Origin of the sequence: Pseudomonas sp. CCI3.1 (assembly GCF_034313985.1) — a bacterium.
GTDB lineage: Bacteria > Pseudomonadota > Gammaproteobacteria > Pseudomonadales > Pseudomonadaceae > Aquipseudomonas > Aquipseudomonas psychrophila.
Genome location: NZ_JAVIWO010000001.1, coordinates 4,001,610 through 4,023,603, shown reverse-complemented (window position 1 = coordinate 4,023,603; position 21,994 = coordinate 4,001,610). Strand labels below are relative to the sequence as shown.

The following is a 21,994-nucleotide window of genomic DNA, read 5'->3' as shown; positions in this document are numbered from 1 at the left end:
TTTGCATCTGAACTTATAAAAATTTTGCAGAATGGTAATGAAAAGCCCCTACTCTGACAAGGTAATTACCGCTCTCGGGCGGCTACAAGCCTTGTAGTATAGGCGTTTGCTGGATGTGGCAAGTTGTCACACCAATAATTCATCACCCATAAAAAAAGCCCAGCTCCGAAGGAGACTGGGCTTTTTTGAACGAAGCTGCGAATTAACGCTTCGAGTACTGCGGACGCTTACGCGCTTTACGCAGACCGACTTTCTTACGTTCAACTTCACGAGCATCGCGAGTTACGAAGCCAGCTTTGCGCAGAGCGCCACGCAGGGTTTCGTCGTACTGCATCAGTGCGCGAGTGATACCGTGGCGGATTGCGCCAGCTTGACCACTTACACCACCACCGATCACGGTGACGTAGATGTCGAATTTCTCGACAGTCTCAGTCAGTTCCAACGGCTGACGAACTACCATGCGGGCAGTTTCGCGACCGAAGAAATTCTCCAGAGTGCGGTTGTTGATCGAGATGTTACCGGTACCCGGACGCAGGAAAACGCGAGCGGTTGCGGTTTTACGACGGCCAGTGCCGTAGTTTTGAGTCGCCGACATAATGAACTATTCCGTTAAAACTTCAGTTCTTGGGGCTGCTGAGCAGTATGAGGGTGAGCAGCGCCCGCATAGACTTTCAGCTTACGGTACATGTCGCGACCCAGTGGGTTTTTAGGCAGCATGCCTTTAACCGCGGTCTCGATCACGCGCTCAGGAGCTTTGGCGATCAGCTTTTCGAAGTTGATCGACTTAATCCCGCCCGGGAAACCGGAGTGAGAGTAGTACATCTTGTCAGTGGTTTTAGCACCAGTAACACGGATCTGCTCAGCATTGATAACAACGATGTAGTCACCGGTGTCAACGTGCGGAGTGTATTCCGGCTTGTGCTTGCCACGCAGACGGCTCGCGATCTCGGTGGCCAGACGACCCAGGGTCTGACCAGCAGCGTCGACGACAAACCAGTCGCGCTTTACTGTTTCTGGTTTAGCAGTAAAAGTTTTCATTCTTTATAGCCTCAGGGGCCGCCCTGTAAATTAGACGGCAGATCTTACTGAATAGTGCGTACTTTGACAAGTCAAAGGCAGCCGGATACAGACGCTATCGGGGGCTCGGGTCAGCGCGTCCGTTCAACGGCAAGATTCTTCGGCAGGCGGCGCATCACTTCCACTGCAGAAAGAGGTCGGCAATTATCCAGATTGCGCAAAAAATTACAACCTGCTTTTATGTTTGTTTACCCGAAGGAGCACACGATGGATTACCGCAAGCTAGGCCGGACCGAACTGAAAGTAAGCGAAATCGCCCTCGGGACCATGACCTGGGGCGAGCAGAACACCCAGGCTGAAGCCTTCGAGCAGATCGAATACGCGAAAAATGCCGGCATCAACTTTATCGACACCGCCGAGATGTATCCGGTGCCGCCAAAGGCCGAAACCTACGCCAGCACCGAGCGCTACATCGGCAATTGGTTCAAGGAACGCGGCGATCGTGCCGACTGGATCCTGGCAAGCAAGATCGCTGGCCCCGGCAACGGCATCGACTACATCCGCGACGGCAACCTGAAACACAACCGTACTCACATCGTGCAAGCCCTGGACGCCAGCCTCAAACGCCTGCAAACCGACTGGATCGATCTCTACCAACTGCACTGGCCTGAACGCAGTACCAACTTTTTCGGTCAGCTGGGCTACAAGCACAACGCCGACGAGGACTTCACCCCCCTGGAAGACACTCTTGAGGCACTCGACGAACAGGTCAAGGCTGGCAAGATCCGCCACATAGGCCTGTCCAACGAAACGCCATGGGCCACGATGAAGTTTCTGCAGTTGGCCGAAAGCCGTGGCTGGCCACGCGCCGTATCGATCCAGAACCCCTACAACTTGCTCAACCGCAGCTTTGAAGTGGGCCTGGCCGAAATTGCCATTCGCGAACAATGCGGCCTGCTCGCCTACTCGCCCCTGGCGTTCGGCATGCTGTCGGGCAAGTACAGTGGCGGTGCCCAGCCGCCTAAAGGCCGCCTGAGCCTCTACAGCCGCTTCTCGCGCTATTCAAACCCGCAGGCCGTGGCTGCCAGCGAGCGTTATGTGGCCCTGGCCCGCGAACACGGCCTGGACCCGGCCCAGATGGCACTGGCTTACGTCACCCAGCAACCGTTCGTCACCAGCAACATCATTGGGGCGACGTCAATGGAGCAACTCAAAAGCAATATCGCCAGCCACGACCTGAAACTATCGGATGAAGTACTGGCCGGCATCGAAGCGATTCACAAGGAGCAGCCAAACCCGGCGCCTTGATCCTGCTGTAAACCGTTTTCGTAGCAGTTGCCGAAGGCGACGTCCGATTTCCAAGCAATCGTAAACCTGAGAGCGCCGACTAACTGTCAGTGCGCAACCTCCGACCTTACGACGGCTACGCTGCCGGACGCAGCCTGCGGCAGCTGCTACAGGGGCGGCGTAACCTCCCCCTAGACACACAGGGAAAAAAATAAGACGATCCAGCCGTAAGTTGACCAATTTCACCTATAAGAATAATCAAAATATGTCTATGTCTACTCAACGCTCCACGCCCCTGAGGCGCGTCAGCATCCTGGCCATCGATCGGGTATTCGCCTCGACCCTGATGCACGCCAAGGACTTCTTTCATCTCGCCAGCCTGCGTCATGGCAAGCAATTAGGCCGGGGCCTGACCCCCACCTTCGAAACGCGACTGGTGAGCCCTGACGGCCAACCCGCAGTCAGCTTCAGCAATGTGGTACTCCCCGTCGATGGCGGCCTGGAGGACTCCGACATCATCATCCTCCCGGCCTTCGGGGAAGACTTCGACACGATCTGCCAGCGCTACCCGCAAGTCCTGCCTTGGCTGCGCGAGCAGCATGCTCGCGGGGCAGTCTTGTGTGCAGAAGCCACAGGGGTGTTCTGGCTCGCCGAAGCCGGGCTGCTGGATGGCAAGGAAGCAACCACGTACTGGCGCTTTTTCGACACGTTTGCCCAGCGCTATCCTCAGGTCCACCTCAACCAGGACAAGCACCTCACCGACGCCGACAACCTTTACTGCGCCGGCGGGCCGACCTCTGCCTGCGACCTCTATATCTACATGATCGAGCGTTTCTGCGGCGCCAATATTGCCCAGGCCGTGGCCCGGGACATTCTTTACGAGGTGCAGCGCAACTACACCCCGGGGCGCATTGGTTTTGGCGGCCAAAAACTGCATCAGGACGTGATCATTCTGCAAATTCAGCAATGGCTCGAAGATCACTTTGCCGACAAGTTTCGCTTTGAAGACGTCGCTCGCGATCACGGCATGAGTATCCGCAATTTCATGCGCCGTTTTCAGCTCGCAACAGGCGACAAGCCCTTGCATTACCTGCAACGCCTGCGCATAGAAACCGCCAAGGGACTGCTCTCGGCCTCGCGCAAAAGCATCAAGACCATCAGCTACGACGTGGGCTATGACGACGCGAGTTTCTTTGCGCGACTGTTTCGCCAGCACACCGAGCTGTCACCGAACCAGTATCGGCAGCAGTTCCTGCAGGCGGGCGTAAAACAAGTCGCTTAAATTCCGGCCATGACTGTGACAGCCCGATGCTGAAGACGCCCTCCAGATTCAGGAGGGTAAAAAAAAGGCCTGCAATGCAGGCCTTTTTCTCGACTAGGGTTTGTGCGCCCTGGTCAGGTATTCGTGAGACTGCATTTCCAGCAAACGGCTGAGAGTGCGCTGGAACTCGAAGTTCAGGCGCCCGCCGGTGTACAAGTCCTTGAGCTCAACTTCAGCCGAGATGATCAGCTTTACGTTGCGGTCATAAAACTCATCGACCATGTTGATAAAGCGTCGGGCGATGTCGTCGGTTTTAACGTCCATCTGCTCTACACCGCTGATGATCACAGCGTTGAAGATTTTACCCAGCTCAATGTAGTCATTCTGGCTACGCGGGCCGTCGCACAACTCGCGAAAATCGAACCAGGCCACGTCATCACAAGTGCGAAGAGCGCGAATGGTGCGGTTTTCGATGATCAAGTCATCGCCTTCAATCGCCCGGGTAGAGTTGTGCGTCAGCGCTTTAAAGCTTTCGCGCAAACTCTTCTCGGAGGCTTCATCCAGCGGAAAGTGGAACAGCTCAGCCTGCTCCAGATGGCGCAGACGGTAGTCGACGCCGCTGTCGACGTTGACGATCTCGGTGTTCTGCTTGATCAGTGCAATAGCAGGCAAGAAACGCGCACGTTGCAAGCCGTCCTTGTACAAACCGTCCGGCACGATGTTCGACGTCGCGACCAGGGTAACGCCGTTTTTGAACAGCTCTTCCATCAAGGTGCCGAGGATCATTGCATCGGTAATGTCCGACACAAAGAATTCATCAAAGCAAATCACCCGCGCCTCATCAGAGAAGCGCTTGGCGATGATGGTCAGCGGGTTCTTTTCGCCATTGAGGGTACGCATCTCTTCATGCACGCGCTTCATGAAGCGGTGGAAGTGAGTGCGCATCTTCTGCTTGAACGGCAACGCGTCGAAGAACGTATCGACCAGATAAGTCTTGCCCCGGCCCACGCCTCCCCAGAAATAGAGGCCTTTGACCGGCGCCTGCTCTTTTTTGCCGAACAGCTTGCCGAACAGACCCGGCTTGCTCTGCGAAGCAGCCACCAGGTCGTCGTACAGGCGCTGCAGATGGCGCACGGCGTTTTCCTGTGCGGCATCGTGAAAGAAGTCCGGGCGTTTCAGATCAACTTGATATCGTTCTAGAGGCGTCATAATTCGTTAGCAAGGCAACAAAAACGGGCCGACACTGTAGCGACGGCCCTTAAGAATGGCAATCAAACCTGAGACGAAACGTCGCACTTTCTCAGTCTTGCGCGGGCAATAGCGCCAGTCGCAGTGCTTCGATAGCCGCATCACGCGCCACGCTGTCGGCAAACGCCGGGCTGTCGGCCACACAGGCGTCACCCAGCCAGACGCTGAAGCTCAGCTCGTCACTGCGCACATCCAGTGGCTCACCGGATTGCAGTTGCTTGGTGACCTGACCCGCGGCTTTGCCATCGGCAAAATTGCGCGACAACAACAGTTGCTCGCCATCGGCGGCGAGCAGACGGAAACGGAAACTGCCATCTTCGTCGCGAAAACTTACAAAGCGAGGGCCCTTGGCGGCCTTCTTTTTGCTGGCAGCGGCGGTTTGAGCCACGCTGACAAACGATCGCAGACCCACCGCCTCACGCAATTGCGCCAGGAATGGACTCGCGGTTTGACGCGCTTTTTGTGCGCCAGCCAGAAGAATGTCTTCCATGTCGGCAGGTCGTGACATCAAGTCGTGATAACGCTCGCGGGACTCACCCAGTTCGGCGTCCAGCAGCTTGAACAGACGCTCTTTCGCTTCGCCCCAGCCCAGGCCCTGCAACAGCTCACTGCGCAACTCTGCCGCCTGCTCAGGCGTGGAGAATGCCTGGTACAGGGTGAACAGGTGCGAGTTGTCCGGATCTTTCGCCTCGCCCGGCGCACGGGAATCAGTGACGATGCGCGAAATAGCGCTTTTCATGTCTTTGGCGCTGCTGAACAACGGAATGGTGTTGTCGTAACTTTTGGACATCTTGCGACCATCGAGGCCTGGCAAGGTAGCCACGCTTTCTTCGATCAGCGCTTCAGGCATGGCGAAAAACTCTTTGCCATTACCGAACAAGTGGTTAAAACGCTGGCCAATGTCGCGGGCCATTTCAACGTGCTGGATCTGGTCGCGACCGACCGGCACCTTGTTGGCGTTGAACATCAAGATGTCTGCGGCCATCAACACCGGGTAGCTGTACAGCCCCATGGTGATGCCCGCATCCGGGTCTTCGCCATTTTCCAGATTCTTGTCGACCGAAGCCTTGTAGGCATGAGCCCGGTTGAGCAGCCCCTTGGCCGCCACGCAGGTCAGCAACCAGGTCAGTTCCGGGATTTCCGGGATATCTGACTGGCGATAGAACGTCACACGATCTACATCAAGACCGGCCGCCAGCCAGGTCGCCGCGATTTCCTGACGCGAGCGCTGAATGCGCAGCGGGTCATCGCATTTGATCAGGGCGTGGTAGTCGGCCAGAAAGTAGAACGAGTCGGCATTGGGGTCGCGACTGGCCACGATCGCAGGGCGAATGGCCCCGGCGTAGTTGCCCAGGTGCGGCGTACCGGTGGTGGTGATACCGGTGAGGATACGAGTACGAGTGGTCATGGGTAATCGCTTATCAGGCTGCAATCAATTCGAAAGGCGTGGCGCTACCAACTCTTTGAGCTCGGGCAGCTTGCCGTGAAAAAAGTGTCCGCATTCTGCCACTTTCAGCAGCTCATGGGGGCGCGACAGGTCGTTTGACCAGTTATAGACCAGCTGCGGATCGATCACTTCATCGGTTTCGGGCTGGATAACCGTTAGCGGGCAGTTGTGGGGCAAGGCATCTTCGTCGCGCAGACGCATCACCGCCGGGGCGACCATGATCACCCTCGACAAATGCTCGCCCTCGGCCTCAAGCCGGCCACCCAGGCTGGCTGCAACAAAGCCGCCAAACGAAAAGCCGAGCAAGGTGATTGGCAATTCAGGGTGTTTGGCGCGCAACCAATGAGCCGCAGCCAGTGCATCGTCGACTTCGCCGGTGCCCATGTCATGACTGCCAGCGCTCGTGCCGACGCCACGGTAATTAAATCGCAAGGTAATCAGGCCAGCATCGCGGGCAGTGCGCTGCAGGGTCGAAACCACTTTATTCATCATTGTTCCGCCCTGCACCGGATTGGGGTGGCACAGCAGCGCAAGGCCCTGTGGCTCAGCAGAATCAAGGTACAAGGCTTCCAGTTGGCCGACCGGGCCATCAATTACTACGGGGGTTTCGCGGGTAAGCAAGAAGGAACTCCGTGACCTCAAATTGGGTCGACTCGTCTAGCTGATAGATTCTGTCTGACATATTTGCGAGTGCATCGCGGTATACAGCGCAGGTCCGAGCCGTTAACGTAAAGCAAAGCCGTTTATAGAGGAAGGACTCGTGGAACACTCGCTCTTGATTTGGTTGTTGCCGACTCTCGCCCTGGTTGCCGGTGTCGCCATTGGTTTTCTGGTTGCTCGTCTACTGCCAAATGCCGTGCCTAACCGTACGCAGCGTCAGCTCGACGACATCCAGGAACGTTTTGACAGTTACCAAAGTGAAGTGGTGACCCACTTCAACACCACCGCCAATCTGGTCAAAAAGCTCACTCAGAGCTATCAGGACGTGCAAGAACACCTCGCCGAGGGCGCCAACCGTTTGGCCCTGGACGAGCAAACTCGCCAACGCCTGCTGGCTGCTCTGCACTCCGATGTGCCACAACCGCATCGCGAGCGCATCACTCCGCCGCACAGTACTGAGCCTCCACTGGATTACGCCCCAAAGAGCCCCAATGGCCCGGGTATGCTCGATGAGCATTACGGCCTGAAAAAGTAAACGTCACGCCCAATAAAAAGCCCCGCGATCTGCAAGGATCGCGGGGCTTTTTTTGTATGGCTTGTGACTAACCCGTAGCAGCTGCTACGAAGTGCCTTGCCTTTACGGGTACTGCTGCACCTGACCTGGCTGCTGGTATTGCATGCCAGGGATCGGCGCCAGTGTGACTTGAACGCGGCGGTTTTGCGCGCGACCGTCAGCTGTTGCGTTACTGGCAATCGGGTCGGCCGGGCCGGCGCCACGTACTGACAGGTACTGACCGCTCACACCCTGGGACGTCAGGTAGGTCGCCACGCTCTGCGCACGCTGCTGCGAGAGCTGCATGTTGTAGTTGTAGTTACCGGTGCTGTCGGTATAACCCACGATCTGAATCTGGTTTTGGTTGTTGAACTGCTTCAACGAGTTCGCCAGGTTGTTCAGTGGCTGATAGAAACTTGGGGCGATGTTGGCGGAGTTGGTGGCAAAGGTAATGTTGCCCGGCATCACCAGAGTGATGTTATCGCCCTGACGCTGAACCTCTACGCCGGTATTGGCCATGCTTGCACGCAATGCCGCTTCTTGCTTGTCAGCGTAGTAGCCATAACCTGCAGCACCCAGACCCGCCACAGCGGCGCCGATCAGCGCACCCTTGCCACGGTTGTTGTGGTCGATGGCAGCACCGGCTACAGCACCAGCCAATGCCCCAAGACCACCGTAGGTGGCGGTTTTACTCATGCCCGTCCCGGAAGACGCCTGGCCCTGGTTGTTATACGGGTTAGGCGAAGCGCAGCCGGCCAGCAAGGCAACCGCACTTGCAGCAACAATCAAACGACGCGAAATGAACATGGTGAAGCTCCTGATCAATCTTTCTGGGGCAAAGGCCGTTGGCATTGGACCTTTGTGGGCGTTAGAACACGACCCGCTGTAAAAATTCCTTTGGTCGCTGACATTTGCACTACGCAAACCATAGTCGCCCGATCGCCACCTCACAAACTCCGACTTAGAACTTCACCCCCACCGTCAGCGCCACAAAGTCGCGGTCACTGAGCGTGTTGTAGCGCCCGCCAAAGAAGTTGGTGTACGACAGACTGCTGGTGTAGGTGTTTTGGTATTCGCCGTCCAGGCCAACGGAGATGGCTTTGCGGCCCTCTTCGAAGTTGGCATTGGGACCAGGGGAATAGCCGCTGATGTCGTGGGACCAGCCCAGATTGGGCTTCAGGTTCACACCGGGTAAAACACTGTTGTACTCCCACACCGCCCGACCACGATAGCCCCAGGAAGTGGCGGTGGTGAAGCCGTCATGGCCGTCTGAACCGAACACCGGATCACGGCCATAACGCAAGTCTGATGAGCTATCCAGCCCGCCCACGTAGGTGACCCCTACCTCGCCGGTCACGGTCAGGCGATTGGCACCCATGGCGTTGTCGAAAACATGGCTGAGGGACGTCTGGAACTGGGTGATTTCCTTACGCCGATAGCCCTGTACATCCGCGCCGGGAGTCACGGTCAATGGCGATGCGCTTGCAAGTCCAGGCAGCAACGTGATGTTGGCGTACAGCAAATCGTTGCTGTTGAGTTGCACCGGCGCATTGGGACGATAGCTCAGCTCGCCTTTCCAGGCCGTGCCTGTGGATAACCTGGTAGCGAAGCTCAAGCCATACAGGTGGATGTCTTCGGGGTATTCGACGTAGTAGCTGGAGTTGCCGGCAACGATCATCGACCCCAGCCCGCCCGCACCTGCCGCAGCGTTGTAGGCCGACTGCGGCGCAGCGCCCGCACTGAGGATCGGGTCCCGGCTGTGATAATTCATGAAGTAGGCGCCAAACTCGGTGTCCAGCGGCTCAAACACATAATGCATGGCCACGCCAAACTGACCACCGTTGCGCGCATTGCGATCAGCGCCACGACGCACCAGCACGCCCTCGCCGTTTACGTCGACACCCGCACCCGTGAGCGCCGCAAGGTCTGCCACATCTAACGCCGAGCGTTTGCTCATCACCCGGTAATTGCCGCTGCACCCGTCAGCCATCACATCGGATTGGGAGAAAAACGTCCCGCAGTTATCTGCTTGCGACTGCTCCCAATCCAGCTGATAAAAAGCTTCAGCCGACAGATTGTCAGTCAGATTTTGCGAGATATAAAACAGGTTGACCGGTACCAGGCCGTCTTTGTATTCAGTCCCTGGCCGCCGATAGGCAGACGCGTCGGTGGGGTTGATCGCATTGATCCCGCCGCCGATAAACACGCCCTCGCCCCAACTGACCACTTGCTTGCCCAGGCGCGCCGCGCCGGGCTGATCGGCGATCTCATAGTTGTGGTACACGAAGGCATCCAGCAGTTGCGCCCCGGCCGATTGCGCACTGGCTTTGCGCCCGCTGTCGCTGACGGGTTTGAAGGGCCGGCTGTCGTCCTGCAGCTCGAAGTCGTACCAATACTTGCCGCGTACGTACAGGCCGCTGTCGCCGTACTTCAGCTCCAGTGCGTGCATGCCGGTGAATAGCTTGGAGAAGGTTTCGCCGCGCTTGAAGTTGAGGCGGCCATCATCCGAGATTTCGGATTGCCCCTTGCCGCCATTGTTGGCGCCAATCAAGTTACGGTCGGCCTTGGCGGTGGACCAACTGGCACCGATGGACAACTCGGAATCGATCTGGCCCTCGACCGGGCCGACATTGAAGCTCACGCCCCAGGCGGACGTCGACGCGAGGCTGACTGCCAGCGCCAGCTTGGCGCGGCGCCAGGACCGGTTGACTGAGGACATCGATACTTCTCCGTGGGCACACTGCAATAAGCCCGCAAGGATGAAGCAAATCCAGATTTTGACAAGAACACTCCCACTCCCGTAGTCGCTGCCGCAGGCTGCGAGCTTTTAATCGCTATCAGATCAAAAGCTCGCAGCCTGCGGCAGCGACTACGCATAGGGATCAATGCATCTCGGTAAACGCCAACTTTATGCCCAGCGCCACCAGTACCGCCCCCATGGTGCGATCAAACCAATGCCCCATGCGGGCAAAGCCGGTGCGTACACGCTGATGACTGAACAGCATGGCGACCATGCAAAACCACAGCCCGGTGGCGACCGCCAGGTACACGCCGTAGCCAGCCTGGATCGACAGCGCCGTATGCGGGTTGATCACCACGGTGAACAACGACAGGAAAAACAGCGTCGCCTTGGGGTTCAGGCCATTAGTGACAAAACCCGAAGTGAACGCACCGCGAGCCGTACGCTCACCCACCGGCAACGCGGCGGCCAGTGCGGCCGGATCGGCCGGTTTGGCCCGCAGCGCCTTGAAGCCGATGTACAGCAGGTAAGCCGCAGCCAGCCACTTCAGCGCGTTAAACAGCACAATCGACTGCGACACAATAATCCCGATACCCAACAGCGAATAACCGACATGGACGAAAATCGCCGTGCCTACACCGAAGGCGGTAAAAATACCGGCGCGGCGACCGTGGGTCACGCTCTCGCGTACCACCACGGCAAAATCCGGCCCGGGGCTGGCCACCGCCAGCAGGTGAATCAGGGCAACGGTCAAAAATTCTGTCCAGTACATGTACGGCTCCATTACAAATTGTTTCTTCTGTTAGGCTCGCCACATTACGCCTTCATTTCACAGCACAAAAGGTACAGTTGATGACTAACACTCAGCGCGCCGTATTCCTTGATTACACGTCACTGGATCTGGGCGACCTCGACCTGGGCCCGCTGCGTCGCAGCTTCGGCGATCTGCAGGTGTGGTCGGACACTACCCCCGCGAATGTGATCGAACGCCTGCAAGGCGCCAGTGTAGCCATCAGCAACAAAGTCCAACTCAACGCCCACACTCTCGCCGCCTGCCCGGACCTCAAGCTGATTCTGGTGGCGGCCACCGGCACCAACAACGTAGACCTTGAGGCCGCCCGCGCTCAGGGGATCACCGTTGCCAACTGCCAGGGCTACGGTACGCCATCCGTGGCACAGCACACCCTTGCCCTGCTGCTGGCAATGGCCACACGCCTGATCGACTATCAAAAAGCCGTCACCGACGGTCAGTGGCAGGAAGCCAAACAGTTTTGCCTGCTGGACTTTCCGATTGTGGAGCTGGAAGGCAAGACCTTGGGTCTGTTCGGTCATGGTGAACTGGGCAGCGCAGTGGCCAGACTGGCCGAAGCCTTCGGCATGCGCGTATTGATCGGTCAGATCCCCGGCCGCCCGGCCCACGCCGACCGCCTGACCCTGGACGAGCTGCTGCCTCAGGTCGACGCCCTGACCTTCCACTGCCCGCTCACCGAGCACACACGCAATTTTATCGGCGCCCGGGAGCTGGCACTGCTCAAGCCCGGGGCCTTTGTGATCAACACCGCACGCGGTGGCATCATCGACGAACAGGCTCTGGCCGACGCGCTGCGCAGCGGCCATCTGGGCGGCGCGGCGACCGACGTGCTGAGCGTCGAGCCTCCCCGCGACGGCAACGTGCTGCTGGCAGCCGACATCCCGCGCCTGATCATTACCCCGCACAGCGCGTGGGGCAGCCGCGAGGCCCGGCAGCGTATCGTCGGCCAACTGGCGCAAAACGCCGAAGCGTTCTTCAACGGTACAGCGCTGCGGGTCGTCAGTTGATAGACTGCGCCCCTTTTTGAGGAGCAGATTATGGATCCGCGCAGTGAAGTACTGCTTCGTCAGCCTGAATACTTTCAGGGTTCGGTGCTGTTAGTCGGCTTGCCGGCTGACGAACTACTCGGCGAATTGCCCGATGCACACGGCTGGTGCTGGCACGCCGGCGACCAGGCCGTACTCGACGCCCGCTTTGAAGGTCGTGTGCAGTTTGGTGTCGAAATCCCCGAACGGGCATTCGACACTGCCGTGGTGTTTCTGCCCAAGTCCAAGGAACTGAGCGACTACGTGCTCAAGGCCGTGGCCGCTCGCTTACCCAATGCCGATGTGTTTCTGGTTGGCGAAAAAAAGGGCGGCATTGAAGGCGCCTCCAAACAGCTGATCCCGTTCGGCAAGCCGCGCAAGCTCGACAGCGCGCGGCACTGCCAGTTGTGGCAAGTGACTGTGGATAACGCTCCGAACGTGCCGGTACTTGAAGACCTCGCGCACCATTACGAACTGCCGCTGGCTGAAGGCCCGCTAAAGGTCGTCAGCCTGCCGGGCGTGTTCAGCCACGGGCGCCTGGATCGCGGCAGCGCCTTGCTGCTTGAGCATCTGGACAAACTGCCCAGCGGTCACGTGCTGGACTTCGGCTGTGGCGCAGGCGTGCTCGGCGCTGCGGTCAAACGGCGCTACCCGCATAACACTGTCACCTTGCTCGACGTGGATGCCTTCGCCACGGCCAGCAGCCGTCTGACCCTTGCCGCCAACGGCCTGGAAGGCGAAGTGATTACAGGCAACGGCATTGATGCAGCGCCCATGGGCTTGAACTCGATTCTGAGCAATCCGCCGTTCCATGTCGGGGTGCACACCGATTACCACGCCACTGAAAATTTGCTGCAAAAAGCAGTCAAACATCTGAAAACAGGCGGCGAACTTCGGATTGTTGCCAACAGCTTCCTGCGTTACCAACCGCTGATCGAAGAGCATTTCGGTGCCTGCGCGGTCAAGGCAGAAGGTCAGGGTTTCCGGATTTACAGCGCCAAGCGCCGTTGAACACATTGTGAAATAAGGGCTTGCCGGATCGGATTTGCCTAGGCAGAATCCGCTCCGTCCTAGGGGAGTAGTCTCCCACGAGCGCCACGCTCGTCCGGCATACGTCAACATACTTGGTCAACAGACCATGGCGTATGCGACCCAGGTGTCCGCACAGACGGACCGGGGTTTGACAAGACCTATGACACGAACACCTTACCCGGGGCGGGAAGGCTGTACGTGTCATAGCCGTGTCGACCCGCCCCTGGAAGCTACCTGATGATGCTCGACTCCTTACTCGTTCCTACCGCAATTGTTGCCTTGGCCGAAATCGGCGACAAGACGCAGCTGCTTGCCCTCATTCTCGCCGCACGCTTTCGCAAACCCTGGCCGATTATTGCCGGCATCGTGGTCGCGACGCTGGCCAACCATGCGGCGGCCGGTGCCGTAGGCGCCTGGTTCAGCACCTTCTTCAGTGACGCCATGTTGCACTGGATCCTTGCTGCGAGCTTTACCGCTACTGCGTTGTGGACTCTCGTGCCCGACAAGATGGATGACGACGAAGCCAGCACCGCGCGCAAGTACGGACCTTTCGTTACCACTCTGATCACGTTCTTCATTGCCGAAATCGGCGACAAGACCCAAGTCGCGACCGTGATGCTAGCGGCGCAATACCCGGATCTGTGGCTGGTGATTATCGGTACCACCCTGGGCATGCTGATTGCCAACGTACCGGTGGTATTGGCGGGTAACTTTGCGGCTGACAAACTGCCGCTGACCCTGATTCGACGCCTGGCAGCTGCCGCGTTCGTCGTACTGGCCATCGTGGCGGTGTACAAGGCAATGCAGATCAGCGGCTGGGTGTAGCCCGCTTTTGAGTGTGGGAGCGGGCTTGCTCGCGATGGCAGCAACGCGGTTTAAGTGTCAGACCGCAGCGATCCAATCGCGAGCAAGCCCGCTCCCACGAGGGGGTTACGATTTCGGGGCCTGCTGATAAAGCGGCATTACCTTGGGGATGGCTGCTTGCAGCGCCGTAATACGACTGCTGGAGGCCGGGTGAGTGCTCATGAATTCAGGCGGTCCATCCTGTGATTGCTGGGCCATTTTCTGCCACAGGGTAATAGCCGCATTCGGGTTGTAACCCGCACGCGCTGCCAGCTCCAGGCCGATCAAGTCTGCTTCGTTTTCATTGCTGCGACTGTTGGGCAAGGTCAGGCTGTAATTCACCACCGTGTCGGCCAGCCCAAGGCTGTCTTGCCCCAACCCCAACAATGCACCGGCGCCTTGCTTGGCGATCTCGATGCCATAAGCCTTGGACATGGATTCACGCCCGTGCTCACGCAAGGCGTGGGCAATTTCATGGCCCATGATCGCGGCGATTTCATCATCACTGAGTTTGAGCTGATCGATGATCCCGCTGTAAAAGATGATCTTGCCGCCAGGACCGCAGTTGGCGTTGAGCTCATCACTCTTGATCAGATTGACTTCCCAGTTCCATTGCGCGGAATCCGGGCGAAAGGCCGGGGCCTGGGCAATCAGTCGGTTGGCAATTGCCTGCAGGCGCTTGGCGTTGGCACTGGTCTTGTCCAGTGCACCCTTGGTGCTCGCCTCGCTCACTGTCTGCTGGTACGACTGCGCATACATCTGGTCAACTTGCTGGCTCGACAACATGCTGAACATATACTGCTTGCGCTCAACGCCGACCGCCCCACCACTGGTGGTATTCACCGCCTGGCAACCGCCGAGCAACAACCCGGCGCCCATCGCGCACACTACCGCTAACTTACCCATCAACTATCTCCATAAAGAGGGTGCGCATCGTATCTCAACCCGGCGTCAGGCACTCGGGTGCATTGAGTTTGGGATCATTGACCAGATTGGCCAACGGTCGTTCACGCAACGGCATCTGCGGGCTGGCAAGCAGCGCCTGTAATACATGAAGCGGCGTTTCTGGATCAAGCCAGGCTTGCTGACCCGCTTCATCCAGAATCAACGGCCGACGCTGACTGGCCGCTGCCTGGGTGATCACCGCGGTACTCAACCACACATGCCCCTCAACCGGGTACGCCTCCCAGATACCGGCAAAAAACAGCGAAGCCCCCTCCCCCGGTGTCAGCCAATAGGGACGTTTGCGGGTGGTGCCGCGCCATTCGTAAAAACCGTTGGCCGGGATCAGACAGCGCCGCTGGCGCAAGGCGTCGCGAAACATAGGCTGCTCGGCCACGGTTTCAGCCCGGGCATGGGCAGGAGTGCGTGACAGATCGGTCAGCCAGGCCGGGGTCAGCCCCCAGCGCGCCCGTGCCAGTTCGCGCTGGCCAGGCTCGGCACCCACCCGTTGGATCAACACCGCGTCATTGGGCGAAATATTCCACTGGGCCTGCTGATCAGCGGGGAAACCGGGCAAGGCTGCAAACGCAGGGTTCCAGCGAAACAGGGCAAAACGTCCACACATGGGGCAGCACAACTCTTCTTCTATAAAGCAGTGAAAAAACCGTCGCTGGCTTCAGCAATCCAGCACATCGGGGAAACTCTCGGGCTCATCACCCGCCACCGGTGACGCGGCATTGTACGCATCGATCAACTCTCGCGCGTATTGCGCGCGATCATTGGCAACCGCCAAGCCCAGCAGACCGAACACGGGTAATTCGCCCGTAGCCCCGATCAGGTCGCGCCCCTCCAGCCGCGCTTCCACCCCTTCACTGGCAAGCATGCCCAGCAACAGCTCGGCTTCCATCAGGTTTTCCGGCTCGTAGATGCGCTGCATGAGCTTCACTCGCTACTCATTTTCGGTATGAACATCGAGCATCCATTCCCGACCGTCGGTCTGTAGATGAAACATAATGGGCCGGCAACACACCGGGCAGTCTTCAATGTAGCTTTGATCGCCACCGGATAGGTCGAGTACAGCTTCTGCCTGCTCGCCACAATAAGGGCATTCATAGTGCTCAGTTTCAAGCATCGCGGTCTCCTGAGTGACTTGTGCGTATAATCGCCTGTCTATTAGCAGGGCTATTTTTTTGCCCTGCCCTGCGTACCAACCCTAGCCGTTTCCAACAAGAGAGCATGATGGGCGAATTCGATACCATCCGACCTTACGACGACGCCGAAGTCCCAGCAGTGCTGGCCCGGTTGCTCAGCGACAAGGCGTTTCTAGATATCCTGACCCACTTTCGCTTCCCGCGCCTGGCAGGCGCTTTCGGCTGGCTGTTAAAACCACTTATAGCCCATCGTCTGCGTAAAGAGTTCGCGAGCGTGACCTCCGTCGCCACTTTGCAAGACAAGGTCGAGGTTTACGTCGACCGCACCATCGAGCATGCCACTGATGGTGTGACCTATACCGGCGTTGAACAGTTGAAGACGGGTAGTGCCTATCTGTTTTTGGCCAACCACCGCGACATCGTGATGGACCCGGCTTTCGTCAACTACGCGGTTTATCACGCGGGCCTGCCAACACCCCGTATCGCCATTGGCGACAACCTGCTGCAAAAGCCCTTTGTCAGCGATTTGATGCGCCTGAACAAAAGCTTCATCGTTCACCGCTCGATCACCGGGCGCCGTGAAAAGCTTGCTGCTTATCAACTGCTGTCGGCTTACATCAATCACTCGATCCGCACGGACTGCCAGTCAATCTGGATTGCCCAGGCTGAAGGCCGGGCCAAGGACGGCGATGACCGCACCGACTCGGCGATCCTGAAAATGTTTCACATGAGCCGTAAAAGCGAGCCGTTCGCCGAGGTCATTCAGTCTCTGAACCTGACCCCGGTTTCGATCAGCTACGAATACGACCCCTGCGATCAGGCCAAAGCTCGAGAGCTGTATATCCGCGCAACCACGGGCACATACAGCAAGGCGCCGGGCGAAGACGACACCAGTATCGCCAACGGCATTACCGGTTACAAAGGTCGCGTACACGTGAACTTTGCCGCGCCCATTACCGAGCTTTTCGAGGACAGCAAATTGCTGGCCACGGAAATGGATCGCCATATCCTCAGCGGTTACCGCCTGTTCCCTGCGCACTACCTGGCGTATGCGCAGTGGGCTGATGCCGAGCCCGAGTTGCAAGTACCAACGGCTGCCGAGGTATTCAGCGCCGAAGAACTGGCCAAGGCACAACAGGAATGGCAGCGCCGCCTGGACGCCTGCCCGGCCGAACACCGCCCGTACCTGGTGCTGCAATATGCGATGCCGGTACGTAATCAGTATCGGGTCAAGGCCGGGCTGCCCCTGTAACCCGATAAGACCCGTGGGAGCGAGCCTGCTCGCGATTGCATCGACTCGATGCACCGACAAACTGAGCCGCCCGCATCGCGAGCAGGCTCGCTCCCACAGCAATGCTTAATTTCTGCTGTCACCGTATCGTCATGAAGAGAGGCCACTCTGTGGCCCCTCGACACCGACACGGAGCTTGTCATGTTGCACGCAGAAAACCAGGACCGCCTTTACCTCATCGCTCCCAGCGACGAACAACAGGCACTGATCGAGGGCTTGGCCTTTAACGTTCAGGATCGCCACTGGCTGGTCTATTGCGCCTTGAGCGGCCATACCCATGCCGATTTGCCTGAACTGGACTTGCTCACCGGCGTCAGCCGCCTTGAGCTGTATGCCGAAGCGGCCTGAAGCCAGACACAAAAAAGCCCGAACTCACTGAGTTCGGGCTTTTTGTTTTGCAGCATTTACTCGCCGAGCAAACGACCGATGGTTGGATCCTTGAACACACGGGTCAGTGCGTCACTGAGCACATCGCTCACCAGCTTGGTGTTGGTTTCCTGATTGGGCGCCATGCCGAAGCGCTGATCAAGGGAGGCGCCATAACGACCGCTGTAAGTACGGCCACCGTTCTTCACATCGGAGCGGAAGGTCGCGCCAATGGTCGCTTCGGTCACGTACATGGTGTCCTTGGGCGACTGGTACTTCAGTTCGGCCAGGGTCACGGTCAACGTCGGGGCATTCATCGCATTGGATGTAGGCGTGTAGCCCAGCAAACGCACGGCGGCTTCAGCCTGGGCTTGTAGCTTGGGAATCAGGTCGGCACTGCTGACGCTGATTGCGCTGGTCTCGGGGTACATGCCACCACGGGTACCCAGGGTTGGCGAAGGACGACCGTCGACCACACGCACCACTACCGGCTGGCCACGACCCACTGGCGCAAGCTGGGTGGTCAGCTTGGGTTGCGGGCTGAGTTGTTGCGGGCTGTGGGCGCAGCCGACCAGAGTCAAACTGGTCACAGTAATCAAACCGAACAACAGGCGTTGCAACATGCTCATCTCTCCAGGACTGGGTAAAACAGGCCGTCAGTATAGGGTGCTGTGCGCCTGCGAACTAGCCGCATGCTGTCACCACCCTGTCATCGCCATTACATCGTGATGTCACGTCAACAGGGCATTGTCTGACTGACTGACTCAACAGGTGCTGCCATGAACAGGTTCTTATCGTTGCTGGGCCTGAATCGCCCTCACCGCTGCTTCGCCCGCCTCGACCCGACGGGTCGCTGCCAGGCATTCAAGCAATGCAAACAACCGCCGGTCGGCGACAGCTGGGTCGAAATCGAAGAAATCCGCCTCAACTGGTTGCACCAGGTACTACCCGCCAGCGCCCGTATTGCCTCGTCCGCACCACGTTCAGCAGTGCAACCCCTGCTGGGACTTTGACCAACGCACCAATAAAAGTCATTTAACAGGATCAATTGCCCGCGTTTCTTCGCTACAATCTCCCCCCGATTATAAGGACGTCTCCTGATCGGGCCTCGCAGCATCGCTAATGCGCTTGTATTAGCTCCCCCGCACCGCCCACAGAGAGCCGCCCACACAGACCATGTGAAGCAGGTGCGCTTGCGTTTTATTGCGTATCCCCACTTTTTACAGGGTCTGCCAGAGCTGCCATAACGCTCGGTCACTGGGTTCGGTACCCGGCGTGCGGTAGCCCTTTTTTGAGGTTCACGTCTTCAAGAGAGCGTGAAAAAAAACGGGTTTCACAACTTCACAAGAGTGTGGCGAGCAAATGAAAAGTTTTGCGTCTGAACATGCACCATTAGCGTCTGAAATTGCCCCACCAAGCAGGATCGAAGTCGGCTCCACAGCACAAGACTGAAGCCTGTCCGCTTACGGATTTGGTTGCACAAACGGACGCTCTAGACCTTAAGTCGAATTGCCTCCCGAGTACTGAAATGCGTTCATATGAACCTTGAAGGCCCGGTTGGTGGCGTCCGCTAAAGTTGCAAGAAATTGCGAAGAATCGGACATGGCGATCCCGGCCATGAGTGACCCGAGGCAAATCAGAACCCCGCCTCGGAACACCTGGCAGCTATGCCGTCAATTTGGTGCCGTAGATTTTGGAGACGCGTTAATGGCGCATAACGAAGCAGTCGACGTAGTACTGGTTGGAGCGGGCATCATGAGTGCCACCCTCGCCGTACTGCTCAAAGAGCTCGACCCCGGCGTCAAGCTGGAAGTTGTTGAGCAGATGGACTCAGGTGCTGCGGAGAGTTCCAACCCGTGGAACAACGCAGGTACCGGTCACGCTGGCCTTTGTGAGCTGAACTACACGCCGCAGGCGGCTGATGGTTCGATCGACATCAAAAAAGCTGTGCATATCAATGCCCAGTTCGAGGTGTCGAAGCAGTTTTGGGCCTATCTGGCACAAAAAGGGACTTTCGGTTCGTGCAAATCCTTCATCAGCCCGGTACCTCACCTGAGCTACGTTGAAGGCGAAAAAGGCGTGTCCTTCCTGAAAAAACGTTTTGAAGTGCTGAGCAAGCACCATGCGTTTTCAGACATGGAATACACCGAAGACAAAGCCAAAATGACCGAGTGGATGCCCTTGATGATGCCGGGCCGCCCTGCGGACCAGCAGATCTCGGCCACCCGTGTACTGCAGGGTACTGACGTGAACTTCGGCGCCCTGACCCAGCAGTTGCTCAAGCATTTGGCCAGCGCAGCAGACACCCAGATCAAGTACAGCAAAAAGGTCACGGGCCTCAAGCGCAATGGCAGCGGCTGGACGGTGAGCATCAAAGACACCAACAGCGGCAATACCCGCCACGTTGATGCCAAGTTCGTGTTCCTGGGTGCAGGTGGTGCGGCCTTGCCGCTGCTACAAGCTTCGGGCATCGAAGAAAGCAAAGGTTATGGCGGCTTCCCGGTCAGTGGCCAGTGGCTGCGTTGCGACAACCCTGAAGTGGTCAAGCTGCACCAGGCCAAGGTTTACAGCCAGGCCGCAGTCGGGTCGCCACCGATGTCGGTGCCGCACCTGGACACCCGTGTGGTCGATGGCAAAAAGTCCCTGCTGTTCGGACCTTATGCCGGCTTCACCACCAAGTTCCTCAAGCACGGCTCGTTCCTTGACCTGCCGATGTCGATCCGACTGGGTAATATCGGGCCAATGCTCGCCGTTGCTCGCGACAACATGGACCTGACCAAGTACCTGGTCAGCGAAGTGCGCCAATCGATGGAACAACGCCTGGACTCCCTGCGTCGTTTCTATCCGCAGGCCAAAGCCGAAGACTGGCGTCTTGAGATTGCCGGTCAACGGGTTCAGATCATCAAGAAAGACCCGAAAAAAGGCGGCGTATTGCAGTTCGGTACCGAACTGGTTGCGGCAAAGGACGGTTCGTTGGCCGCCCTGCTGGGTGCCTCTCCGGGCGCTTCGGTCACCGTTTCGATCATGCTGGACCTGATCGAGCGTTGCTTCCCGCAGAAAGCCACTGGCGAGTGGGCGACCAAACTCAAGGAAATCTTCCCGGCACGGGAACACGTTCTCGAGACCGACGCCCAGCTGTACCGCGAAATCAGCACCCGCAACTCCGAGTTGCTGGAACTGGTTGAGCCACAGAGCGCCAACACCAGCATCGCGTAACGCACCACCGACGTCTTGAGGCGTCAAAAAAAGCCCCTCGTCCTGCTTCAGGCCGAGGGGCTTTTTTGTGGTTCCATCCCGCAGCATCAGCCCATGGTGAATAACACCCGCGAGCCGCCGTTGAGCGAATATTCATCGTCGTCGGGGACTGCAATCAGCTCAGCGGCACAGCTAATGGGGACTGACCCAATCGACCTGGCCTGAGCCCAGCGGTCGAGGTTACCACCCCCCGGCGTGAGATGGCCGAAGCCGAACAGGCACGCCTGCTCACCTTGCTGATAGGTGAACAGATCCGCACCACGGGACGTGGGCAAGTAGTACAGCAACTCCAGGCTGGAGTGCGGCTCGATTACAAAATCATGGCCGGTAGCGTCGGGCGCTTCAAGCCACGAAAAATCCTTGCCCGGAACAATCGCCTGAGCCGTGGCATTGAAGATCTCAACCTCCAGCACCTCATCGCCAGCCAATGCCCAGCCACTGACGATTGCAAAAAACAGCGCACTGAAACACGTGAATAAATGATTCATTGTTCGACCCCCTTCCCTGAGCGGCCTGCCCATAGCCCTTGTGAGCAGTTGAGCCTTGAGTATTGATCGCCCACACAAAAGCTCCCCGCCGCAAAACCCATGCGTGGTGTGGGATCAATCTTTAATCAGGAGAGGGTTAGTGCTTTAAATGGGAGCGAGCTAGCTTGCGATGAAATCGACGCGGTTCAACTTGAAGACCGAGGCGCCAGAATCACGAGCAAGCCCGCTCCTACAGGCTAATCAACCGCGAGCCTGGTCAATCAGTTCGATGTACTCGTCGGCGTTGCGCTGATCCTTGATGATGTCGACAAAGGTCTGGCCGTGCTCGTCTTTGCCATCCAGGTCAAAACCGGCTTCCTTGAAGAACGTCAGGAAGCGCCCAAAGTCATCGATACGCAGGCCACGATAGGCTTTGATCAGTTTGTGCAGCGAGGGCGAGGTAGCGTCTACGGGCTCGAAATCCAGGAACAACTTGATCTGCTCGTCGCCGATCTCGTCACCAATCAACTGCTTCTTGTCTTTACGCATGTCCGGCTCCAGCCTGCTGATACTTCACGGGCCCGCAGTTTACCCAAGG

25 protein-coding genes and 1 riboswitch are annotated in these 21,994 nt (G+C 58.0%); of the genes, 10 read left to right on the top strand and 15 right to left on the bottom strand.

Annotated features, from left to right (window positions below):
- Nucleotides 1-202 precede the first annotated feature (202 nt).
- Nucleotides 203-595: a 30S ribosomal protein S9 gene (gene rpsI / locus RGV06_RS18470; RefSeq protein WP_003216038.1), complete on the bottom strand. Its 393-nt coding sequence runs from the start codon at nucleotides 593-595 to the stop codon at nucleotides 203-205.
- A 14-nt stretch (nucleotides 596-609) separates the two neighbouring features.
- The gene (gene rplM, locus RGV06_RS18465) at nucleotides 610-1,038 is read right to left on the bottom strand and encodes a 50S ribosomal protein L13 (RefSeq protein ID WP_007917032.1); all 429 of its coding nucleotides are present in this window, start codon (nucleotides 1,036-1,038) and stop codon (nucleotides 610-612) included.
- A 246-nt stretch (nucleotides 1,039-1,284) separates the two neighbouring features.
- Here rplM and RGV06_RS18460 point away from each other — a divergent pair, with 246 nt between their 5' ends.
- Together RGV06_RS18460 and RGV06_RS18455 are read left to right on the top strand one after the other, a co-directional pair.
- A complete protein-coding gene (locus tag RGV06_RS18460) occupies nucleotides 1,285-2,325 on the top strand; it encodes an NADP(H)-dependent aldo-keto reductase (protein WP_019823838.1) in 1,041 nt (346 codons plus the stop codon).
- A gap of 325 nt (nucleotides 2,326-2,650) precedes the next feature.
- A complete protein-coding gene (locus RGV06_RS18455) occupies nucleotides 2,651-3,586 on the top strand; it encodes a GlxA family transcriptional regulator (RefSeq protein ID WP_322151917.1) in 936 nt (311 codons plus the stop codon).
- Between the two features lie 93 nt (nucleotides 3,587-3,679).
- On the opposite strand, the gene zapE is transcribed toward RGV06_RS18455, so the two are convergent.
- The 3 genes from zapE to RGV06_RS18440 all read right to left on the bottom strand — a co-directional run bounded on the left by zapE (nucleotide 3,680) and on the right by RGV06_RS18440 (nucleotide 6,881).
- Complete coding sequence (zapE, locus tag RGV06_RS18450) at nucleotides 3,680-4,774, bottom strand: cell division protein ZapE (protein ID WP_019823840.1); 1,095 nt, start codon at nucleotides 4,772-4,774, stop codon at nucleotides 3,680-3,682.
- A gap of 91 nt (nucleotides 4,775-4,865) precedes the next feature.
- The gene (locus RGV06_RS18445) at nucleotides 4,866-6,221 is read right to left on the bottom strand and encodes a tryptophan--tRNA ligase (protein WP_048351160.1); all 1,356 of its coding nucleotides are present in this window, start codon (nucleotides 6,219-6,221) and stop codon (nucleotides 4,866-4,868) included.
- Nucleotides 6,222-6,245: 24 nt separating this feature from the next.
- Entirely contained in the window at nucleotides 6,246-6,881 is a 636-nt protein-coding gene (locus RGV06_RS18440; RefSeq protein WP_019823843.1) for an alpha/beta hydrolase, read from the bottom strand.
- Nucleotides 6,882-7,020: 139 nt separating this feature from the next.
- Between RGV06_RS18440 and RGV06_RS18435 the strand changes: the two genes are divergently transcribed.
- The gene (locus RGV06_RS18435) at nucleotides 7,021-7,455 is read left to right on the top strand and encodes a YhcB family protein (RefSeq protein WP_019823844.1); all 435 of its coding nucleotides are present in this window, start codon (nucleotides 7,021-7,023) and stop codon (nucleotides 7,453-7,455) included.
- A gap of 102 nt (nucleotides 7,456-7,557) precedes the next feature.
- Here RGV06_RS18435 and RGV06_RS18430 read toward each other — a convergent pair whose 3' ends face one another.
- From RGV06_RS18430 to RGV06_RS18420, 3 genes are all read right to left on the bottom strand, one after another.
- A complete protein-coding gene (locus RGV06_RS18430) occupies nucleotides 7,558-8,280 on the bottom strand; it encodes an OmpA family protein (RefSeq protein WP_019823846.1) in 723 nt (240 codons plus the stop codon).
- 154 nt (nucleotides 8,281-8,434) lie between these two features.
- On the bottom strand, nucleotides 8,435-10,192 hold the full coding sequence (locus tag RGV06_RS18425) for a DUF1302 domain-containing protein (RefSeq protein ID WP_322150795.1): 1,758 nt from the start codon (nucleotides 10,190-10,192) through the stop codon (nucleotides 8,435-8,437).
- A 163-nt stretch (nucleotides 10,193-10,355) separates the two neighbouring features.
- Nucleotides 10,356-10,985: a LysE family transporter gene (locus RGV06_RS18420; RefSeq protein WP_322150793.1), complete on the bottom strand. Its 630-nt coding sequence runs from the start codon at nucleotides 10,983-10,985 to the stop codon at nucleotides 10,356-10,358.
- 80 nt (nucleotides 10,986-11,065) lie between these two features.
- On the opposite strand from RGV06_RS18420, the gene RGV06_RS18415 reads away from it, so the two are divergent.
- The 3 genes from RGV06_RS18415 to RGV06_RS18405 all read left to right on the top strand — a co-directional run bounded on the left by RGV06_RS18415 (nucleotide 11,066) and on the right by RGV06_RS18405 (nucleotide 13,906).
- Nucleotides 11,066-12,031 carry a 2-hydroxyacid dehydrogenase gene (locus RGV06_RS18415; RefSeq protein ID WP_019823851.1) on the top strand — a complete coding sequence of 322 codons (966 nt, stop codon included), beginning with the start codon at nucleotides 11,066-11,068 and terminating at the stop codon, nucleotides 12,029-12,031.
- A 30-nt stretch (nucleotides 12,032-12,061) separates the two neighbouring features.
- Nucleotides 12,062-13,060 (top strand): class I SAM-dependent methyltransferase, encoded by a 999-nt coding sequence (locus RGV06_RS18410; RefSeq protein WP_322150791.1) that lies wholly within the window; start codon nucleotides 12,062-12,064, stop codon nucleotides 13,058-13,060.
- 50 nt (nucleotides 13,061-13,110) lie between these two features.
- A riboswitch (yybP-ykoY riboswitch) is annotated at nucleotides 13,111-13,230 on the top strand.
- Between the two features lie 91 nt (nucleotides 13,231-13,321).
- Nucleotides 13,322-13,906, top strand: a complete 585-nt coding sequence (locus RGV06_RS18405) for a TMEM165/GDT1 family protein (RefSeq protein ID WP_019823855.1) — start codon at nucleotides 13,322-13,324, stop codon at nucleotides 13,904-13,906.
- Nucleotides 13,907-14,011: 105 nt separating this feature from the next.
- Here RGV06_RS18405 and RGV06_RS18400 read toward each other — a convergent pair whose 3' ends face one another.
- Genes RGV06_RS18400 through RGV06_RS18385 form a run of 4 tightly spaced genes read right to left on the bottom strand, consistent with a single transcriptional unit; the run spans nucleotide 14,012 to nucleotide 15,998 of the window.
- Nucleotides 14,012-14,830 carry a M48 family metallopeptidase gene (locus tag RGV06_RS18400; RefSeq protein WP_019823857.1) on the bottom strand — a complete coding sequence of 273 codons (819 nt, stop codon included), beginning with the start codon at nucleotides 14,828-14,830 and terminating at the stop codon, nucleotides 14,012-14,014.
- A gap of 34 nt (nucleotides 14,831-14,864) precedes the next feature.
- Nucleotides 14,865-15,491 carry an SOS response-associated peptidase gene (locus RGV06_RS18395; protein ID WP_048351162.1) on the bottom strand — a complete coding sequence of 209 codons (627 nt, stop codon included), beginning with the start codon at nucleotides 15,489-15,491 and terminating at the stop codon, nucleotides 14,865-14,867.
- A gap of 51 nt (nucleotides 15,492-15,542) precedes the next feature.
- A complete protein-coding gene (locus RGV06_RS18390; RefSeq protein ID WP_037032031.1) occupies nucleotides 15,543-15,803 on the bottom strand; it encodes a putative signal transducing protein in 261 nt (86 codons plus the stop codon).
- Between the two features lie 12 nt (nucleotides 15,804-15,815).
- Nucleotides 15,816-15,998: a CPXCG motif-containing cysteine-rich protein gene (locus RGV06_RS18385; RefSeq protein ID WP_019823864.1), complete on the bottom strand. Its 183-nt coding sequence runs from the start codon at nucleotides 15,996-15,998 to the stop codon at nucleotides 15,816-15,818.
- A gap of 104 nt (nucleotides 15,999-16,102) precedes the next feature.
- Here RGV06_RS18385 and RGV06_RS18380 point away from each other — a divergent pair, with 104 nt between their 5' ends.
- Together RGV06_RS18380 and RGV06_RS18375 are read left to right on the top strand one after the other, a co-directional pair.
- Entirely contained in the window at nucleotides 16,103-17,269 is a 1,167-nt protein-coding gene (locus RGV06_RS18380; RefSeq protein ID WP_037031942.1) for a 1-acyl-sn-glycerol-3-phosphate acyltransferase, read from the top strand.
- A 180-nt stretch (nucleotides 17,270-17,449) separates the two neighbouring features.
- A complete protein-coding gene (locus RGV06_RS18375) occupies nucleotides 17,450-17,656 on the top strand; it encodes a hypothetical protein (protein WP_019823869.1) in 207 nt (68 codons plus the stop codon).
- A 56-nt stretch (nucleotides 17,657-17,712) separates the two neighbouring features.
- Here the strand turns inward: RGV06_RS18375 and RGV06_RS18370 are convergent, their stop codons facing one another.
- On the bottom strand, nucleotides 17,713-18,297 hold the full coding sequence (locus RGV06_RS18370) for a YajG family lipoprotein (protein ID WP_019823871.1): 585 nt from the start codon (nucleotides 18,295-18,297) through the stop codon (nucleotides 17,713-17,715).
- A 156-nt stretch (nucleotides 18,298-18,453) separates the two neighbouring features.
- On the opposite strand from RGV06_RS18370, the gene RGV06_RS18365 reads away from it, so the two are divergent.
- Both RGV06_RS18365 and mqo read left to right on the top strand, forming a co-directional pair.
- Complete coding sequence (locus RGV06_RS18365) at nucleotides 18,454-18,687, top strand: hypothetical protein (RefSeq protein ID WP_198822905.1); 234 nt, start codon at nucleotides 18,454-18,456, stop codon at nucleotides 18,685-18,687.
- 694 nt (nucleotides 18,688-19,381) lie between these two features.
- Nucleotides 19,382-20,890: a malate dehydrogenase (quinone) gene (gene mqo, locus RGV06_RS18360; RefSeq protein WP_019823875.1), complete on the top strand. Its 1,509-nt coding sequence runs from the start codon at nucleotides 19,382-19,384 to the stop codon at nucleotides 20,888-20,890.
- Nucleotides 20,891-20,976: 86 nt separating this feature from the next.
- Here mqo and RGV06_RS18355 read toward each other — a convergent pair whose 3' ends face one another.
- Nucleotides 20,977-21,417, bottom strand: a complete 441-nt coding sequence (locus RGV06_RS18355; RefSeq protein WP_019823877.1) for a hypothetical protein — start codon at nucleotides 21,415-21,417, stop codon at nucleotides 20,977-20,979.
- Nucleotides 21,418-21,657: 240 nt separating this feature from the next.
- Nucleotides 21,658-21,945 carry a PA4642 family protein gene (locus tag RGV06_RS18350; protein ID WP_019823879.1) on the bottom strand — a complete coding sequence of 96 codons (288 nt, stop codon included), beginning with the start codon at nucleotides 21,943-21,945 and terminating at the stop codon, nucleotides 21,658-21,660.
- Between the last annotated feature and the right edge of the window lie 49 nt (nucleotides 21,946-21,994).

Coding starts and splice junctions, on each gene's coding strand:
- RGV06_RS18390 (WP_037032031.1), bottom strand. CDS start 15,803: ATGCAGCGCATCTACGAGCCGGAAAACCTGATGGAAGCCGAGCTGTTG.
- RGV06_RS18430 (WP_019823846.1), bottom strand. CDS start 8,280: ATGTTCATTTCGCGTCGTTTGATTGTTGCTGCAAGTGCGGTTGCCTTG.
- rplM (WP_007917032.1), bottom strand. CDS start 1,038: ATGAAAACTTTTACTGCTAAACCAGAAACAGTAAAGCGCGACTGGTTT.
- RGV06_RS18420 (WP_322150793.1), bottom strand. CDS start 10,985: ATGTACTGGACAGAATTTTTGACCGTTGCCCTGATTCACCTGCTGGCG.
- RGV06_RS18385 (WP_019823864.1), bottom strand. CDS start 15,998: ATGCTTGAAACTGAGCACTATGAATGCCCTTATTGTGGCGAGCAGGCA.
- RGV06_RS18350 (WP_019823879.1), bottom strand. CDS start 21,945: ATGCGTAAAGACAAGAAGCAGTTGATTGGTGACGAGATCGGCGACGAG.
- zapE (WP_019823840.1), bottom strand. CDS start 4,774: ATGACGCCTCTAGAACGATATCAAGTTGATCTGAAACGCCCGGACTTC.
- RGV06_RS18460 (WP_019823838.1), top strand. CDS start 1,285: ATGGATTACCGCAAGCTAGGCCGGACCGAACTGAAAGTAAGCGAAATC.
- mqo (WP_019823875.1), top strand. CDS start 19,382: ATGGCGCATAACGAAGCAGTCGACGTAGTACTGGTTGGAGCGGGCATC.
- rpsI (WP_003216038.1), bottom strand. CDS start 595: ATGTCGGCGACTCAAAACTACGGCACTGGCCGTCGTAAAACCGCAACC.
- RGV06_RS18355 (WP_019823877.1), bottom strand. CDS start 21,417: ATGAATCATTTATTCACGTGTTTCAGTGCGCTGTTTTTTGCAATCGTC.
- RGV06_RS18400 (WP_019823857.1), bottom strand. CDS start 14,830: ATGGGTAAGTTAGCGGTAGTGTGCGCGATGGGCGCCGGGTTGTTGCTC.
- RGV06_RS18370 (WP_019823871.1), bottom strand. CDS start 18,297: ATGTTGCAACGCCTGTTGTTCGGTTTGATTACTGTGACCAGTTTGACT.
- RGV06_RS18380 (WP_037031942.1), top strand. CDS start 16,103: ATGATGGGCGAATTCGATACCATCCGACCTTACGACGACGCCGAAGTC.
- RGV06_RS18415 (WP_019823851.1), top strand. CDS start 11,066: ATGACTAACACTCAGCGCGCCGTATTCCTTGATTACACGTCACTGGAT.
- RGV06_RS18365 (WP_198822905.1), top strand. CDS start 18,454: ATGAACAGGTTCTTATCGTTGCTGGGCCTGAATCGCCCTCACCGCTGC.
- RGV06_RS18410 (WP_322150791.1), top strand. CDS start 12,062: ATGGATCCGCGCAGTGAAGTACTGCTTCGTCAGCCTGAATACTTTCAG.
- RGV06_RS18405 (WP_019823855.1), top strand. CDS start 13,322: ATGCTCGACTCCTTACTCGTTCCTACCGCAATTGTTGCCTTGGCCGAA.
- RGV06_RS18455 (WP_322151917.1), top strand. CDS start 2,651: ATGCACGCCAAGGACTTCTTTCATCTCGCCAGCCTGCGTCATGGCAAG.
- RGV06_RS18395 (WP_048351162.1), bottom strand. CDS start 15,491: ATGTGTGGACGTTTTGCCCTGTTTCGCTGGAACCCTGCGTTTGCAGCC.
- RGV06_RS18425 (WP_322150795.1), bottom strand. CDS start 10,192: ATGTCCTCAGTCAACCGGTCCTGGCGCCGCGCCAAGCTGGCGCTGGCA.
- RGV06_RS18375 (WP_019823869.1), top strand. CDS start 17,450: ATGTTGCACGCAGAAAACCAGGACCGCCTTTACCTCATCGCTCCCAGC.
- RGV06_RS18445 (WP_048351160.1), bottom strand. CDS start 6,221: ATGACCACTCGTACTCGTATCCTCACCGGTATCACCACCACCGGTACG.